Origin of the sequence: Chengkuizengella sp. SCS-71B (genome assembly GCF_040100845.1) — a bacterium.
Classification (GTDB): Bacteria; Bacillota; Bacilli; order Paenibacillales; family KCTC-33759; genus Chengkuizengella.
The window spans coordinates 1032486-1049811 of the sequence record NZ_JAZHSH010000001.1; the positions used below are offsets into that span (position 1 = coordinate 1032486).

A 17326-nucleotide genomic window follows, 5' to 3' on the forward strand; every position below is an offset into this window, starting at 1 on the left:
AAGTTACCCTCCTATATGTCGTTGAAGCAAATAATTAGCATAATATATTGGAAGCTGTATCGATGTATTTTTTAAGTTTTCGTCTTTTAAATGATTAAATATGGATCTGCCAGGTTTTGAATTGGCTTCAAGCAACCAGACTTTTCCTAATGAATCAACACCTAAATCAATCCCAAGTTCACTTAGACGTCCAAAGTGAGTTTCCAGTACGGTTGGCAGTTGTTCTACGATTTCACGGATACTGTTCATGATTTCCAGCGTTTTTGCTTCTCCGTATTCATTGATAAGAAAGGGGCGAACTTCCTTAACCAACCCTCCACCGTGTAGATTGGATGTTAGGCTACCTGGTTGACCACATCTAACTGCCATTCCAGTAAACTGCCAATAACCACTTCCGTTTTTCTGTACTAATGCTCTAATATCAAATGAAGTATTTGATTTCGTTTTTAATTGTAAATATTGTTGAATAACATATTTTCGATTTTGAATAAATTGTTGAATGTTATTTACCAGAGAAGAATATTGTTCGTAAGTAACATCAATTGGAATATTTTTCTTATCACGACCTTGAATGATGTAATGATTATGATCATTTTTTTTAATATGAAGAATTCCTTTTCCATGACTTCCACTGATGGGTTTTAAAATGAGTTCATTTTGATGATTCAACCATAGATTTAGAGTCCCGATGTTATATAATTCTGTTTTTGGTAAAACATTTTTTATAAAGGGATCTAATTTCAGTAGATGATATACACTCCATTTATCCTTTAATCGATTTCCTAATAATTGGACCTCTGTGATATTTTTAAGCATCGATAATTGTTTACGATATAGTAAATATTGCTCTCGACTTTTTATGAAACAGCGGTCATAAATTAGGGCAGGTATTGGGAAAGTTTCTGTTATCCACGTTTTGTTTTTATATATAACTCCTGTCAGTTGATTTTTCTCCCATTGAATTTGATTAAGTGCAAAAATAAAAACTGTCATTTTAAGTTTTAAACCAAATACACATAATCGTTTAAAGAAATTTTGACCATCGATGGAAAGAGCTGTGTTCAAATCACTGACCATGATTCCCAAATTGTTGAACTTCATTTTCTCACCTCATTCAAAAGTTAAATAACGTGCATATTGAATGATTTTTTTTACAGAAGGTCGGATCTTATTTTCATTCAGTGATGTATGATTACTTTTTGAGGGTTTTGAATTAACTTCAATCATCCATACCTTCCCATTTACATCAATGGATAAATCAACACCCAGTTCAGCAAAATGATTTGGAATCTTTTCTTCTAGTCCTTCAACAATTTTTAAAGCAGATTGGTTGAGTCTATGGATCGTGTTTCTCACTTCTTGTTTTGGCAAGTTTGACTTCATTAAAGCTTCTCTAACAGTGCTTAACGTTCCACCTCGTGCTAAGTTAGAGACAAAATGGTTATTGCTGGCGATACGCCCTACGATCGAAGTGATCTCCCATTCACCATATAAATTTTTTTGTACTAATGCACGAAAATCAATGGGGCGATGGTTCACTTTTATTAAAGAAATTCCTTGTTGAATTTGGTATTTCTTTGACTTTAATTTTCCAGAAATTTTTGAATATACTTTTCTCAGACTACTAAACTTCTCAGAATGCGATCCATTAACATTTGCAAAATGGCACAGATAAGCACCATTGGACTGCCTAGTGATTCGTATGATCCCTCTTCCTAAACTACCTTGTGAAGGTTTCAAAAATACTGTACTATACTTGCTGCACATCATTTTCAACATAGTATAGTTTTTTAACAAATAAGACTCTGGTAAATATTTTTGCAGGTTTTTGCTTTTAGATAAAGCGTCATAAACTTCTGTTTTATCTAAAAATTTTTCATTAAATATTTGAGTATGATATTTGGATTTTACTTCTTTCATAAAATGTTGTACGCTTGATTTGTTCTCTTGTCTACGTGTGCTTAAGCGATTATAAATGGTATTTGGAATAGGCAAACTTCTCTTTTTCCAGCCACCGTAATAAGTCCAACCATCAATTTTGTTAGAATCAATGTTAATATCTTTGGGGGTAAAAAAACAAACAAATGCTCCTTGAAGTTTACTAGCATCAGAAAGTTCCTGACAAAAAATTGTATTAGATCCAAAAGGTTTTGAATGCATCTGTTTTGTGCGATGGCTAAGTAAAACACCAATAAAAGGACCTATGGTAAGTGTCGAAGAACTGTACTGGATTCTTAATTTAGATTTATGATATATCCCTAGCTGTTTAGCTAAGTGTTCATTGATAATTAACGCATTGGTTCGTTTTGACGGTAGAACTTTTACATATATATTTTTTGAGCCAAATTTAAGATTAATTGGATGGTTTGTTGGTATCTTTCCTTTTTCCATCAAAGATTCACTAAGCAAAATTAAATATTGGTCATGAAACAATGAAGTTTTGTTTTGTATATAAATTGTGATAATTTTATCAATCATGATCAATCCCCTTCTAAACACTGATGATTCGTTACAGGAATATAAGTTATCATATGAGGACATAAAACCCTTGGTGATTGAATGTAGTTAGGTTTATGCTGAAATGTAGAAAATTGGGGGGAATAACTATGAATACACTAGTGTTGTTATTTGCAAGTATTATTATAGGAGCTTGTATCGGTGGATTAACAAATTACTTAGCGATAAAGATGTTGTTTTATCCACGAAAAGCCATTTATTTGTTTAAGAAAAAGGTTCCCTTCACTCCGGGATTGATCCCTAAACGAAAAGATGAAATAGCCGAATCACTTGGTAGAGTGGTTGGTGATTATCTTGTGACCTCAGAAAGTTTAAGTGATTTGCTAACGAGTCCAGAATTTAAAAGAAAAATAGAAACAAAGTGTAATATATGGTTCCATGATCTGTTGGAACAAGAGGTTGATTTAGAGGATTTAGCAATGCGTTTCTGGACCAAAGAGCAAATTGAAGAATGGAGGGGCAAAAGTACAGAATGGGTAAATTCTATAACGAATAAAGGAATTGAATGGTTATGGGTTGAGAAAAATTTGTCTTCAAAGACATTCGTAGATTTAATTCCAACTTGGAATGACCAGAAAAGGGAGAAATGGGCACAAATTGCTGCAGATTACATTTTGTTGGAAATTGGAAGAGAACTTCAGACAGAGCGTGGAGAAAGGATACTGCAAAATCTAACAGGTCAGTTTATGGAACAAGCAGGTGGACTAATGGGAACTTTGGCGGGTCTGTTTATGGATGGGCAAAAAATAACATCAAAGATAAAAACAGTTGTATTGGAGCAGCTTGATTCACCAACAGTAAACCATACATTATATCAGTTTCTAAATCATAAGATTAGTGACTGGGAGAAAAAAGATTTATCAGAGTGGATGGATCAAATATCAGATCAAGAAGATCATTTAAATTGGTTAAGAGAAAAATCCAGTGAGGTTCTAAAGTGGGAAGAATGGTTGAATACGTTGATGGAAAAACCATTACAACCCATATTACAAAGTAATAAACAATGGATCTTAGATCAAATTCCTGTTGTGTTAACCTTTTTATTGGGTCAGCTTAGTAAGAACGTAGAACAAATTGTTTCAGCAATTGAACTGCCTCAATTAGTGCAGTCAGAGGTTAATAATTTCCCTATAGAACGAGTAGAAGAAATTGTTTTAAGTGTTTCTGGAAAAGAGTTTCGAGCAATTACTTGGTTAGGGGCGTTCTTAGGCGGAATGATTGGATTAGTACAATATGTATTGATCATATCTTATACTTAGAAGAATATTAAAATACAATTAGAGGAGAGATGAATGAAGATGAATATTTATGATAAAGCTCATGAATTAGCAAAAGTGTTAAAAGAAAGTGATGAGGTAAAACAATTAAATGAAGTAAGAGTAGAAATTGAAAAGAACGAGGAAGCAAGTAAAATGCTGCAAGATTTTACAACCGTTCAGAACGAATTACAGCAAAAAATGATGAGTGGTGAACAGCCATCTGAGGAAGAGATGGGAAAAATTCAAAAATTATATGAAGTCTTGCAGCTAAATCCACTTTTGTCTCAATTGTTTCAATCAGAACAGCGTGTAGGTGTGATTCTTCAGGATGTCCATAAGATTATTAATGAACCGCTACAAGGATCAAGTTCATAATTTAGCTATCTCTCGTTTTTACAGAATAATTTAAATTAATATCGGGTCTAATTATCCATTTCCTTCATAAAATTTTATTATAGGGTTGTACGAATTTTAAGGAGCTGGTTGGATTGAAAGGAATCAAACCGATATTTAGTTTGAGTTTAGCGGTAGGATTGTTAATTTTTGCGATTCCTAGGCTAGAGGTAGGTCAAGGTTGGACTTTACCAACGATTTTTGCAGTAGTTTGGATTGGAATGGTATTGCTAATTATAGCTGCACATTTGCATGAAGTATTAGGGGTAGACGAGGAAACAAAAAAAGAGATGAGAAAAGTAAAACAATATCAACGGTGGAAAAGAGAACAGTTAGTTTACGGGAATAAACGAAAAATGATGAGATGACATATAAACAAGTTTTTCTTGAAGCTTGGATGTAAAGCAAATGTGAAGGAAATCTCTTATTCTGTGGTGGAATGAGAGATTTTTATATATACTGTATGTATAGCTTTTTTTTAGTTAAATATATCCTAAAAATGAATTGATTTTGAGGTGTGGCGATTATTGAAAAATGTAGAGAATACAAGTAAAACTAAACATGAACAAATTTTAGAACATATAGAGAGTCTTGATATTGGAGCAAAAATTTCCGTTAGACAAATCGCAAAAAGTCTAGAAGTCAGTGAAGGAACAGCATACCGAGCCATAAAAGATGCTGAAATTCAGGGCTTAGTAAGTACAAAAGAACGAATAGGTACCATAAGAATAGAAAAGAAGAATCGCATGAACATCGATCAGCTTACCTTTGCTGATGTTGTAAGTATTGTTGATGGAAGTGTACTGGGGGGCGCCCAAGGATTAGACAAACCATTGAATAAATTTGTGATTGGTGCCATGAAATTGGAAGCCATGATGAGATATGTTGATCCTGATAGTTTATTAATTGTGGGTAATCGAGATCAAGTACATAAGATTGCATTGGAACACGGTGCTGGAGTGTTAATTACTGGTGGATTTGATGCCAAAAGTGATGTGAAAAAGTTAGCAGATCAAATGGAGCTGCCTTTAATTTCATCTAGTTACGATTCTTTTACAGTAGCTTCAATGATTAATCGGGCTATTTACGATCGATTAATTAAAAAGAAAATCATGTTAGTTGAAGATATGATTTATGTAAAAAAATCGGATGTATTTGTTTTGAAAAGCAATCATACGGTGAAGGATATGCAAGAACTTGCTGAAAAATCTGGACATAGCAGATTCCCAATTGTAGATGAGTGGAATCGCGTAACAGGCATGATTACTTCTAAAGATATGATTGGTGCTCAAAAAAATCAAACCTTAGACAAATATATGACTAGGAATCCAATTACCGTAAATCTTCAAACCTCTATCACTTCTGCTGCTCATATGATGGTTTGGGAAGGAATAGAACTACTACCAGTTGTAGATCACCATCGAAAATTACTTGGAGTCATTAGCAGGAAAGATGTTTTACATGCATTACAACATCTTCAAAAACAACCTCAAATGGGGGAAACGTTTGAAAATCTCATTTGGTCAGGTTTTGAACAGGAACGTAACAACGATGGGGAATTACAATTTCATGGTGAAATCACCCCTCAGATGACAAGTCAACTAGGTACCGTTTCTGAAGGTGTGCTTACCACTTTAATGACAAAATCAGCTTATCAGGCCATAAGTGATGTTAAAAAAGGAGATTATGTATTAGATAATATCTCCACTTATTTTGTAAGACCTTTGCAGATTGATAGTCATATAAAAATATGCCCTGGAATTATAGAAGTTAGTAGAAAGTTTGCAAAAGTAGAAGTTCAGATTTTTCATGAATTTGATTTAATCTGCAAAGCGATGTTAACTGCTCAAATTATTGATTCATAAACTTCATAATTTGTACATGATTGCGGATGCCGCCGTATATATTAGCTATACCTAACAACAAGAATATAATACCTACAATGAAACGAGTCCAAGTGAACTCAAATAAAAATAACTGTATACAAGCAATGGTTATTAATCCTACTCCTATACTCATGTTCATGCGTGATCTCATCAGCCCTTGTTGTTTGGCATCCTTTGTACGCCTTGCCTTCATACTGAAATAAAAGGAAAGCCACGCAGCTACTAATACAATAATTAAAGGTATTAAATTGAGAAAATCCATTTGTTCATCTCCATATTCTGTTACTATCTATACTATATGACAACTATTGTATCAAAAAAAGCAGGCATAACTCAATCCGATATTATTCTTGGCTTAGTTTATGATTCTGGATTAAACTCTTCAACTGAAATCCAGAAGGTAACCTCGCCGTAAACAATGTACATATACTGTATCTCAACAACATAATCCTTTTCATGAACATTAATGTATGTTTTTCTACCATACAATTGTTTAACGTAATCAGGGTCTTTATAAATGATCGAAACTTGTTTCCCTTTTAAGACTTTTAGATCCTCACTTACTTCATTTTTTATATCATTTTTTATAAGGTCATCTAGTGGTTTTTCATCTTTATCCTCATGAATTTTAATAATAATAGAATGAATAACTGTATTTGAATCTTTATATTTTTCTAAACCTTCAATTTTTGACAGTAAATCTTTATTTTCTTGTCGGATCGTCTCGTTTATTTTAAACATCTCTTGCATATTGTGTTGATATATAATCATATGAGCAGCAGCCCCAATAATCATACCAGATACGATAAGAGCAATGGCTTGCATATATTTTAAAAATCTTGCGATCGATGGAACTCTCAAGAGGAATCTCCTCCATTACTTAACCATAACATGAGAGTTGTACCTGATTGAGCCCCTATAAAGGCGCTGATAATTTGTAATATTTGTTTGATTGCAGGTGAAAGATGACCGTCCACGACGTTACTTTCTATTAGACGCAGTGGATCAATTGTTCCTCCTATAGCTACAACTACTGCCCATATTTTCACGTTTTTTGCTACTTCTTGCATCGTAAAAGAAGGCGGCTGCAACGTCAGTGTAGCAGCTATTCCTGCCAATAAACTAGCACCAAGTACAACCCCAAATGCAATCATATAATCAGTAATCATTTTAGTTAATAAATTACCCATTGTGAATACGTCCTTTCTATTAAACAGGAAATCACAACTTCCCATTTAATTTAAGTTGATGTAATACAAGCCCTCTATATTAATGTATGGGGTGAGTTTAATAAATTATGCTAAAATAGAGTAAAGAGATTTGCGAAATGTTAGACATTTTTTTATTAAAAGTCGCATACCGATCTTTTTTCGAACATATGTTTTATTTGAGGGGCTTTTTTATGGTAATATGAAGTTAAACAACTAGCTTTGAGATGAATTTAAGGAGCGGTAGAGAAATGGAAAGCTTTACTCATCTTCACGTACATAGTGAATATAGTTTATTGGACGGAGCAGCTCGTATTGATGAATTAACGAAAAGAGCTTCTGAATTATCCATGAGTGCACTTGCATTAACTGATCATGGCGTGATGTATGGAGCGCTTCCTTTTTATAAATCATGCTTAAAAAATAATATAAAACCGATCATTGGTTGTGAGGTGTATTTCACTGCCGAATCTCTGCATGAAAAAAAATCTAGAAAAGAGAGTCCGATATACCATCTGATTCTGCTATGTAAAAATGAAAAAGGTTATCAAAATCTAATGAAAATTTGTTCTATTGCACATCTCAAAGGGCATCATTATAAACCAAGAATCGATGAGCAATATTTAAAACAACATGCAGAAGGGTTAATTTGTTTAAGCGCTTGTTTAGGAGGAGAAGTTTCACAACATTTACTTCATGAAGAGTGGGATAAAGCCCAAAAAGCAGCCAAACGTTATCATAGTATTTTTGGAGAAGATTTTTACTTAGAGCTTCAGGACCATGGGGTTTTTGAACAGAAAAAAGTGTTGAATAACATGATCAAACTAAGTCGTGAAATGGGTATACAATTAGTAGCTACAAATGATGTTCACTATATTAAACAAGAGGACTATTCTGTACAGGATGTTCTAATTTGTATTGGCACTGGTAAAACTTTAGAGGACTCACACAGAATGAAGTTTCAAACAGATCAGCTTTATTTAAAAAGTCAGTCTGAGATGAATGATTTATTTTCATTCGTACCTGAAGCGATCCATAATACAAAAGTCATAGAAAACAAGTGCAATCTACAATTAGAATTAGGAGCGTCTATTTTACCCCAATATGCACCAATACCAGAGGGGTTTAACTCATATACTTATTTAAACATGCTTTGTGAAGAAGGTTTACTAAGAAGGTATAAAGGGCTGCAAGCGTGGGAGAATCAATCCTTTCAGGCAAAAGTTAAAGAAAGACTAGATTATGAACTTCGTGTCATTCAAAAGATGGGATATTCCGATTATTTTTTAATCGTTTGGGACTTTATTCGTTTTGCACATGAAAAAAACATTATGACTGGTCCTGGAAGAGGTTCTTCTGCTGGCAGTTTAGTCGCCTATGTATTAAATATTACGAATGTCGATCCAATTCGTTACCAGTTATTATTTGAAAGGTTTTTAAATCCAGAAAGAATTTCCATGCCAGATATTGATATTGATTTTAGTGATGAACGCCGTGAAGAAGTCATTGAATATGTCGTACAAAAATATGGTTCAGAACATGTTGCCCAAATTATCACTTTCGGTACAATGGCCGCTAAAGCAGCTGTAAGGGATGTCGGTAGAGTACTAAACTTTCCTTATCAAGAAGTAGATAAAACAGCCAAAATGATTCCAAATCAGCTTGGAATCACTATTGATAAAGCAATCTCTTATAATCCTGATTTAAAGAGTGTCTATGAAAGAAACGAGAAAATTACCGAACTTTTAAATATGGCCTCTAAAGTAGAAGGATTTCCTAGACATGTTTCTACTCATGCAGCAGGAGTTGTCATATCTAAAGAACCATTAACAAACTACGTTCCTCTACAAGAAGGAACGGATTTAATTCCTCTAACTCAATATCCTATGGAACAGTTAGAATCCATTGGTTTATTAAAGATGGATTTTTTAGGACTACGAACGTTATCTATTATAGAAAGAACACTTGATTGGATAAAACAACAGTTTGATGTAGATATAGATTTAGAAAAATTAAATGTAAATGATGCAACAACATATGAGATGTTAAGCAAAGGAGAAACAACAGGTATTTTTCAACTAGAATCATCAGGCGTACGTCGTGTTCTAAAAGAATTAAAACCATCAGAATTTGAGGATATTATTTCTGTACTAGCCCTATATCGTCCTGGACCAATGGAGTTTATCCCTAAATATATTCAAGGTAAACATAAGCAAATTAAAGTAGAATACCCACACTCCTCTCTTAAAACCATACTATCAGACACATATGGTATTATCGTGTATCAAGAACAGATTATGCAAATTGCATCAAAGATGGCAGGATTTAGTCTGGGTGAAGCGGATCTTCTTAGACGAGCCGTATCTAAAAAGAAAAGGGAAGAGTTAATTAAACAACGTGAGGTTTTTGTAACAGGAAGCATAAATGAAGGATATGCAGAAACAGAAGCTAATAAAGTTTATGATATGATTGTTCGATTTGCGGATTATGGATTTCCAAGAGCACATGCAACTGCTTACGGTGTATTAGCATTTCAAACGGCTTTTTTAAAGGCACATTATCCTGTACAGTTTATGTCTGCCATGTTAACTTCTGTAATTGGAAATCAGGGGAAACTAGCTGAGTATATAGATGAATGCAGAAGAATGAACATCAAAGTATTGCCACCAGATGTAAATGAAAGTGATATTTTGTTTACACCTGTTACTAAGAAAAACTCAAATGATCAATGGAAGGGTAAGATTCGATTCGGATTGGCTGCAATTAAAAATGTAGGAACAACGGCAATGAAATCCATTATTAATGAAAGACAAATTTCGCCGTTTGAAGATTTGTTGGATTTTTGTAAAAAAGTGGACTTAAAAGCATGCAATACACGGGTTATAGAATCACTTGTATTAAGTGGAGCTTTTGATTTTCTTCCAGGTCATCGTGCTCAGTTACTTGCCATGTTGGATGAAACAGTGGATGCTGCAATGAAATGGAAAAAAGAAAGAGAGGATTTACAAATTCATCTATTCGGATTAACTGAGGAAATGAACTGGACAATAGAATATCCAGATGTTCTAGCTTTTACAGAAACACAAAGGTTAGAGCAAGAAAGAGAAATGTTAGGTTTTTTCGTTTCTGGACATCCACTTGACGCATTTCAAGAGAAGATCGCCAAATTAAATACGGATGAGATACATCTACTAGGTGAGATAAAGGAAAATACCAATGCTAAAGTAGTAGGTATGATTACATCTTTTAGAATGATTTTAACAAAGAAAGGTCAACAGATGGCTTTTATGGAATTAGAGGATCGTATCGCTAAAATAGAAGCAGTTATTTTCCCTGAAACGTGGAAAAAATATGGGAAAAACATTGAAAAAGGGAATATTGTGTATCTAGAAGGAAAAATACAACATCAAGATGAAGGTGTAAAAATCTTAGCACAGTGTGTTTTTTCAATAAATGACATTAATCAACAAATTGTTATCAAAGAAAGTCCAAAACAGGAGTACTCTGAGAAAAAGAAAAAAAATAAACTGAATAATAAGCAACAAGTATACATTAAGATTATGGAAATGAATCAAAGTGTTGAAAAATTAGTGAAGCTAAAAAAAATGTTGAAAAATCATTCAGGCCCTCTAGAGGTCATATTATTTTATGAACAAACCCATAAGGTTGTAGCATTAAATGAATCATTTAATATAAAACCTTCACAAGAGCTTTTTACAGCTATCGAAGCATTCTTAGGAAAGGGAACAGTAAAAGTGAGATAATTGGGTATCATAAAACAAATCACATATTGATCAACTTTCATTACTTTACAATTCGTAAAATCTAGGATAAGCTTTGTTATGGGGAAGGATAAGGATTATCGAGATACTTTAATCTATAAAATTACAAAACAAATTCAGGAGGTTCTTCATTCATGTGGACAGTAATTTATATTGCACCTACTGAAAAAATGGCAGAGCGATTAAAGGATAACCTGACAACCGAAGGTTTTTTTGTGAAAATTAAATCAAGCGGACTATCCAAAAATCAATTTGAAATATTGGTCCCTGAGGGAGAAGTAGAAGAAGTACAGGAGGTATTAGGCACCCTGCTTCACAAATAACCAGCCCAAAATACATACATGTTTTAATCTTATAAAAAATGAGTGTAAAAAAAATAAAACGCCTTGTGAGGTGTAATAGTGTTTAAAGATCTATTTAATAAAAAAAGAAAATATGCAATCATTCCTTCTGAAAACTCCAAACGAGACAATATTCCAGAGGGATTAATGAACAAATGTCCAGAATGTGGGACGATTCAATTTAATAAAGAGTTAGAAAAAAATTTAAAAGTTTGCTCAGGTTGTGGTTATCATTTTAGATTAAATGCCAAAGAAAGATTTCAAATCACATTGGATGATGGAAGATTATTTGAATATGACAGTGATATGATTTCTGAAGATCCATTAGATTTTCCAGGTTATAAAGAGAAAATAGCTAAACATCAAGAAAAAACAGGTTCAAAGGATGCAGTCATTACAGGAGAAGGAACGATAGGAGGATTTCCTGTCGTAGTGGCAGGGATGAGCTTTGAGTTTTTTGGCGGTAGCATGGGATCTGTTGTAGGTGAAAAAGTGACTAGAGCCATTGAAACAGCAATGAATAAAAACTATCCATTGCTTATTTTTTCTACATCTGGTGGAGCTAGAATGGAAGAAAGTATCCTAAGTTTAATGCAAATGGCTAAAACAAGCGCAGCAATCCAAAAATTTAGTGATCAAGGTGGATTATATATTTCCATTATTACAGATCCTACTTTTGGGGGCGTTCCTGCCAGTTTTGCAATGTTAGGAGATTATATTATTGCAGAACCAGGTGCTGCTTCTGGATTTACTGGCAGACGAGTGATTGAGCAAACCATTAGACAAAAATTGCCAGAAACATTCCAAACTGCGGAATTTAATTTAAAGCATGGGCAACTGGACAAAGTTGTTTCACGCGATCAAATGAAAAACACGTTAATTAAATTATTGGATTTACATTTAACAAAGGAGGAAACCGAATATGGCGAATGAGCTGCCATTTGAAAAACCTCTTATAGATTTACGTGCAAAAATTAATGAAATACGTAAATTTGGAATTGAGAAAGAGATTGATATATCAGAAGAGATTAATCGCCTTGAACAAAGATATACGGACTTGGAGGAAGAGATTTTTTCTAATTTGACAGTCTCACAAAAGATACTAATAGCAAGGCACCCCTTGCGTCCTACCACTTTAGATTATGTTCAACATATATTTGATGATTTTATTGAATTGCATGGAGATCGTTCTTATGGGGATGATTTAGCGATTGTTGGTGGAATAGCCAAGTTGAATGGCCAACCTGTAACGATTGTTGGTCATCAAAAAGGGAAAGACACGAAGGATAATATTGCAAGGAATTTCGGAATGCCTCACCCTGAAGGATTCCGTAAAGGATTGCGATTAATGAATCAAGCAAATAAATTTAAAAGACCTATTATTACCTTTATTGACACCCCAGGTGCATATCCTGGCGGTGCTGCAGAAGAAAGAGGTCAGGCCGAAGCCATTGCAAAGAACTTATTCGATATGGCTGGTTTTGAAGTGCCTATTATTTGTATTGTTATTGGCGAAGGTGGAAGTGGAGGGGCTCTGGCTTTAGGCGTAGGAAATCGAGTTCTTATGTTAGAGAACGCCATTTATTCTGTTAGCAGCCCAGAAGCTGCTGCATCTATTCTTTACAAAGATGCTTCCAAATCTCTTCTTGCCGCAGAATCCATGAGAATAACAGCAAATCATATTCTTAACTTTGGAGTTGCTGATGATATCATTCCGGAACCAAAAGGAGGAGCTCATCAGAACGAAAAAGAGCAAGCTGAGATGATAAAAAAATCCATACTGAAACATCTCGAACAACTTAATGGACTGGATGAATTTGAAATAAAAGAAGATAGATATAATAAATTTAGGAAAATTGGGAGTTTTACTATGCTTGAAAGTGTATATTAGTTTGGACTAGGAGGAGTAGATACATGCGTAAAACAAAAATAGTATGTACTTTAGGACCGGCAAGTGATTCATTGGAAAAAACAAAAGAGCTAATTCAATCAGGGTTGAATGTAGGAAGATTAAATTTTTCACATGGAGATTTTGAAGAGCATGGAAAACGAATCATAAACATAAGAAAAGCTAGTGAGGAATTAGGAAAGACAGTTGCTATTTTATTAGATACTAAAGGGCCTGAAATTAGGACAGGGAAATTAAAGGAAGATAAAGTTCAACTTGTTGCCAATGAATATATTACTTTAACCACAGAAGAAATTCAAGGTGATCAGAATCGTGTTGCAATTACTTATGATAAACTTCCTTCAGAAGTCCATATCGGATCAACGATATTAATCGATGATGGATTAATTGGTTTGGAGGTTGTAGAAGTCCAAGATACTGAAATTAAGTGTCAAATTGTAAACGGCGGTTTGCTTGGTAGTAGAAAGGGTGTAAATGTACCTGGAGTAAAAATTTCTTTGCCTGGTATTACTGAAAAGGATACCAATGATATTATATTTGGAATTGAACAAGGAGTTGACTTTATAGCAGCTTCATTTGTTCGAAAAGCAAGTGATGTATTAGAAATTAGAGATTTATTACAGCGTTATAATGCCCAGCATATACATATTATTTCAAAGATTGAAAACCAAGAAGGTGTAGACAATCTTGATGAAATTTTAGAAGTGTCAGATGGTTTGATGGTGGCACGTGGAGATCTTGGAGTTGAAATCCCAGCTGAAGAAGTACCCTTAGTTCAAAAACGAATGATAGAGAAATGTAACCAAGCAGGTAAACCGGTTATTACAGCTACACAAATGCTTGATTCTATGCAGCGTAATCCTCGCCCAACTAGAGCAGAAGCGAGTGATGTTGCTAACGCGATATTTGATGGAACGGATGCTATCATGTTGTCAGGAGAAACTGCACAGGGAAAATATCCATTTCAGTCAGTACAAACGATGGCTCGAATTGCTGAAAAAGCAGAATCTGCGCTAGAATATAGAGAAATCTTCTTAAAGCAAGCGAGTATTCAGCAAATTACTGTAACAGAATCGATAAGCCAATCCGTTGCGAACTCAGCTTTAGATTTAAATGCAAAAGCTATTTTCACCTCTACACAAAGTGGTTATACAGCACGTATGGTTTCTAAATATCGTCCAAAGTCCCCTATTATTGCAGTGACTCCTGATGAGCAGGTTATGCGTCGTTTATCCTTAGTGTGGGGAGTAAATCCAGTAAAAGGAGAACAGGCAGATTCTACAGATAAAATGTTTGAACTTGCAGTAAACAGTGGTTTAAAAGCTGGATATGTTCAATTTGGAGATTTAGTAGTGATTACAGCTGGAGTACCAATTGGACGTTCTGGAACAACAAATTTAATTAAAATTCATCATATTGGTAAAATGATTGCTAGAGGTCAAGGCATTGGTAGTTATAGTGTAACAGGAAAAGTTGTTGCAGCTCGTACACCAGAAGATGCTAATGAAAAGGTCACAGAAGGATGTATATTAGTAGCCGCTGGAACTGATAAGGAGTATGTCCCAGCCATGCAAAAAGCATCAGCAATTATAACTGAGACAGGTGGACTTACATCACATGCCGCAGTGGTAGGTGTTGAATTAGGCATTCCTGTTATTGTCAATGTAGAAAATGCCCTAAATATATTAAAAGATGGCATGGATGTTTCTGTATATAGTGAACAAGGCTTCATTTATTCTGGAAAATCAGAAACTTTATAATAGTTTAACTTAACGTTCGAGGAGCTTGGTCAGGTCGAATCTGACTGGCTCTTTTTATTATGGTAAAATATATATATTGGACAAAGTAGGAGGGATACTAGTGGAGACAACAGAATGGCAAAAGCATTCGGTAAGGGTCAGATACCAAGAAACAGATCAAATGGGTGTAGTACACCATGGAAATTATTTGAATTGGTTTGAAATAGGAAGGACAGAATATGTAAGAGCAATGGGTTATAGTTATAGAGAGATTGAGAAATTAGGTCTATACCTTCCTGTTGTTGATATACAAATGAGCTTTAGGAAACCAGCTAGATACGATGATATGATTGATATATATACAAAAGTGGATGAATTTACGAACAAAAAAATCATTTTTGAAGTTGAAGTTAGAAAGGGAGAGGATCTTCTAGTTACAGGAAAAACAGTACATGTATGGTTAAATTCACAATGGAGAACGGTTCGTTTGGATGAAGAAGCACCAGAAATATTTGAACACCTGACAAAAGGGGCTGTGGTGACTGACAAAGTAAAATGAGGGAGATGTGATTATGTTTCGTTTACTCGTTGTCATTATGATCGTTGTACCTGCTATTGAAATTTTGGGACTAATAACAGTAGGAGGTTTAATTGGTGGCTTTGAAACTTTTATTTTAATATTACTTACTGGATTTGTAGGTGCTTTTTTAGCAAAAAATGAAGGGTCCAAGGTCATGAATCAAGCTCGATTTGAAATGTCTAATGGTCGGGTTCCAGCAGGTTCTATTTTAGATGGGATATGTATATTTTCTGGCGGACTCCTTTTGCTTACTCCTGGGTTTTTAACAGATACTGTAGGATTTTTGCTTGTATTACCTATGACAAGGGGCTTTTTCAAAGGCTGGATTTTGTATTTTATAAAAAAACTAATGTCCAGAGGAACGATCATCCGTTTTTAGAGTATGTTTTTAAGATGAAAACAAAGTATATATGAGAATTCCGTATGGAATAAAATAATCTTTATAATAATGATAATGAAGTTTTATGTCCAGATGAGTTCACAATTTGTATGAAATCCTTTATCATTAACATGAATGATTATTAATCTATAAGGGTAAATATTTGGATGTTCAAATTCAAGTAAATTAATCTTTAAATAAAGGAGAGTATATAATGACAGCACCTACAAAAGGTCTAGAGGGTATCGTTGCGACTACTTCATCTGTTAGCTCCATTATCGATGGTGTATTAACATATCGTGGCATTAACATTGATGATTTAGCTGAAAAAGGTACTTTTGAAGAAATTGTTTATTTATTGTGGTTTGGCAAATTACCAAATCAGACAGAATTAGAAGAATTCAAGAACCAATTAGTTGAAAATATGGTGATTCCTAATGAAGTTTTAGATCAAATTAAACTTTTCCCTAAAGATGCAAACGCGATGGCCGCACTTCGTACAGCTGTTTCAAGCTTAGCATTATATGATGAAGAAGCAGAGGATATGAGCAAGGAAGCAAATGTAAGAAAAGCAATTCGTCTACAGGCTAAAATTCCGACAATCATTTCTGCTTTTGCAAGAATTAGAGAAGGAAAAGAACCAATTCAACCTAAAAAGGATGTATCTCTTTGTTATAACTTCTTATACACACTTACTGGTGAGGAGCCAGATCCTGTTGCGATAGAAGCTTTAGATAAAGCCTTAATTTTACACGCTGATCATGAATTAAATGCTTCAACTTTTGCTTCTCGTGTAACGGTTGCAACATTATCTGATGTTTATTCAGGTGTTACATCTGCCATTGGTACATTAAAAGGACCTCTTCATGGTGGAGCAAATGAGGCAGTAATGGTGATGTTAGAAGAAATAGAGACCATTGAAAATGCTGAACCATACATTGAAAAGAAATTAGAAAATAAAGAAAAAATCATGGGATTTGGACATCGTGTTTATAAAACAGGTGATCCTAGAGCAAAACATTTACAAAAAATGTCTTATGAATTAGGTAAAATCACTGGCAATATGAAGTGGTATGATATGTCTACTATCATTGACAAAATGATTACTGAGAAAAAAGGATTAAAACCAAACACTGACTTTTATTCAGCTTCTGTGTACACATCCTTACAGATTCCACGTGATTTATTTACACCTATTTTTGCATTTAGTCGTGTATCTGGTTGGACAGCTCACATTCTAGAGCAATTAGACAACAATCGTTTAATTCGTCCTCGTGCAGAATATATTGGACCATCTAGCCAACCATATGTCGATATAGAAAACAGATAAATA

General features: G+C 34.1%; 17 protein-coding genes. 12 read left to right on the forward strand and 5 right to left on the reverse strand.

Translation table 11 applies throughout. From position 1 onward, the window contains the following. Window positions 1-3 precede the first annotated feature (3 nt). On the reverse strand, window positions 4-1101 hold the full coding sequence (locus VQL36_RS05075; RefSeq protein ID WP_349248272.1) for a YheC/YheD family protein: 1098 nt from the start codon (window positions 1099-1101) through the stop codon (window positions 4-6). Between the two features lie 9 nt (window positions 1102-1110). After that, entirely contained in the window at window positions 1111-2478 is a 1368-nt protein-coding gene (locus tag VQL36_RS05080; protein ID WP_349248273.1) for a YheC/YheD family protein, read from the reverse strand. Window positions 2479-2606: 128 nt separating this feature from the next. Here VQL36_RS05080 and VQL36_RS05085 point away from each other — a divergent pair, with 128 nt between their 5' ends. The 4 genes from VQL36_RS05085 (at window position 2607) to VQL36_RS05100 (ending at window position 6034) form a co-directional block, all read left to right on the forward strand. Continuing rightward, a complete protein-coding gene (locus VQL36_RS05085; RefSeq protein WP_349248274.1) occupies window positions 2607-3776 on the forward strand; it encodes a DUF445 domain-containing protein in 1170 nt (389 codons plus the stop codon). Window positions 3777-3809: 33 nt separating this feature from the next. Next, the gene (locus tag VQL36_RS05090) at window positions 3810-4151 is read left to right on the forward strand and encodes a YlbF family regulator (RefSeq protein WP_349248275.1); all 342 of its coding nucleotides are present in this window, start codon (window positions 3810-3812) and stop codon (window positions 4149-4151) included. A 113-nt stretch (window positions 4152-4264) separates the two neighbouring features. Then, window positions 4265-4537 carry a hypothetical protein gene (locus VQL36_RS05095; RefSeq protein WP_349248276.1) on the forward strand — a complete coding sequence of 91 codons (273 nt, stop codon included), beginning with the start codon at window positions 4265-4267 and terminating at the stop codon, window positions 4535-4537. A 159-nt stretch (window positions 4538-4696) separates the two neighbouring features. Beyond that, window positions 4697-6034, forward strand: coding sequence for a DRTGG domain-containing protein (locus VQL36_RS05100; protein WP_349248277.1), 1338 nt, complete (start codon window positions 4697-4699; stop codon window positions 6032-6034). Here VQL36_RS05100 and VQL36_RS05105 read toward each other — a convergent pair. The 3 genes from VQL36_RS05105 to VQL36_RS05115 form a co-directional block, all read right to left on the reverse strand. After that, window positions 6021-6317 carry a YtpI family protein gene (locus VQL36_RS05105; RefSeq protein ID WP_349248278.1) on the reverse strand — a complete coding sequence of 99 codons (297 nt, stop codon included), beginning with the start codon at window positions 6315-6317 and terminating at the stop codon, window positions 6021-6023. The two genes, VQL36_RS05100 and VQL36_RS05105, sit on opposite strands and share 14 nt — an antisense overlap. Before the next feature lie 98 nt (window positions 6318-6415). Continuing rightward, window positions 6416-6916, reverse strand: a complete 501-nt coding sequence (locus tag VQL36_RS05110) for a hypothetical protein (protein WP_349248279.1) — start codon at window positions 6914-6916, stop codon at window positions 6416-6418. Then, on the reverse strand, window positions 6913-7245 hold the full coding sequence (locus VQL36_RS05115) for a YtrH family sporulation protein (protein ID WP_349248280.1): 333 nt from the start codon (window positions 7243-7245) through the stop codon (window positions 6913-6915). Before VQL36_RS05115 ends, VQL36_RS05110 begins: the two co-directional genes overlap by 4 nt. 269 nt (window positions 7246-7514) lie before the next feature. On the opposite strand from VQL36_RS05115, the gene VQL36_RS05120 reads away from it, so the two are divergent. The 8 genes from VQL36_RS05120 (at window position 7515) to citZ (ending at window position 17323) form a co-directional block, all read left to right on the forward strand. Then, window positions 7515-11027, forward strand: a complete 3513-nt coding sequence (locus tag VQL36_RS05120) for a DNA polymerase III subunit alpha (protein ID WP_349248281.1) — start codon at window positions 7515-7517, stop codon at window positions 11025-11027. Window positions 11028-11179: 152 nt separating this feature from the next. Then, window positions 11180-11368 carry a glutamate decarboxylase gene (locus VQL36_RS05125; RefSeq protein WP_349248282.1) on the forward strand — a complete coding sequence of 63 codons (189 nt, stop codon included), beginning with the start codon at window positions 11180-11182 and terminating at the stop codon, window positions 11366-11368. Between the two features lie 78 nt (window positions 11369-11446). Continuing rightward, complete coding sequence (gene accD / locus VQL36_RS05130; RefSeq protein ID WP_349248283.1) at window positions 11447-12319, forward strand: acetyl-CoA carboxylase, carboxyltransferase subunit beta; 873 nt, start codon at window positions 11447-11449, stop codon at window positions 12317-12319. Next, window positions 12309-13277, forward strand: coding sequence for an acetyl-CoA carboxylase carboxyl transferase subunit alpha (accA, locus tag VQL36_RS05135; protein ID WP_349248284.1), 969 nt, complete (start codon window positions 12309-12311; stop codon window positions 13275-13277). The genes accD and accA overlap by 11 nt, the downstream gene beginning before the upstream one ends. 23 nt (window positions 13278-13300) lie before the next feature. Then, window positions 13301-15055, forward strand: coding sequence for a pyruvate kinase (gene pyk, locus VQL36_RS05140; protein WP_349248285.1), 1755 nt, complete (start codon window positions 13301-13303; stop codon window positions 15053-15055). Window positions 15056-15155: 100 nt separating this feature from the next. Further along, entirely contained in the window at window positions 15156-15593 is a 438-nt protein-coding gene (locus tag VQL36_RS05145) for a thioesterase family protein (RefSeq protein WP_349248286.1), read from the forward strand. A gap of 13 nt (window positions 15594-15606) precedes the next feature. Next, window positions 15607-15993, forward strand: a complete 387-nt coding sequence (locus VQL36_RS05150; protein WP_349248287.1) for an FxsA family protein — start codon at window positions 15607-15609, stop codon at window positions 15991-15993. A gap of 214 nt (window positions 15994-16207) precedes the next feature. Further along, on the forward strand, window positions 16208-17323 hold the full coding sequence (gene citZ / locus VQL36_RS05155) for a citrate synthase (RefSeq protein WP_349248288.1): 1116 nt from the start codon (window positions 16208-16210) through the stop codon (window positions 17321-17323). The last annotated feature ends 3 nt before the right edge of the window (window positions 17324-17326 follow it).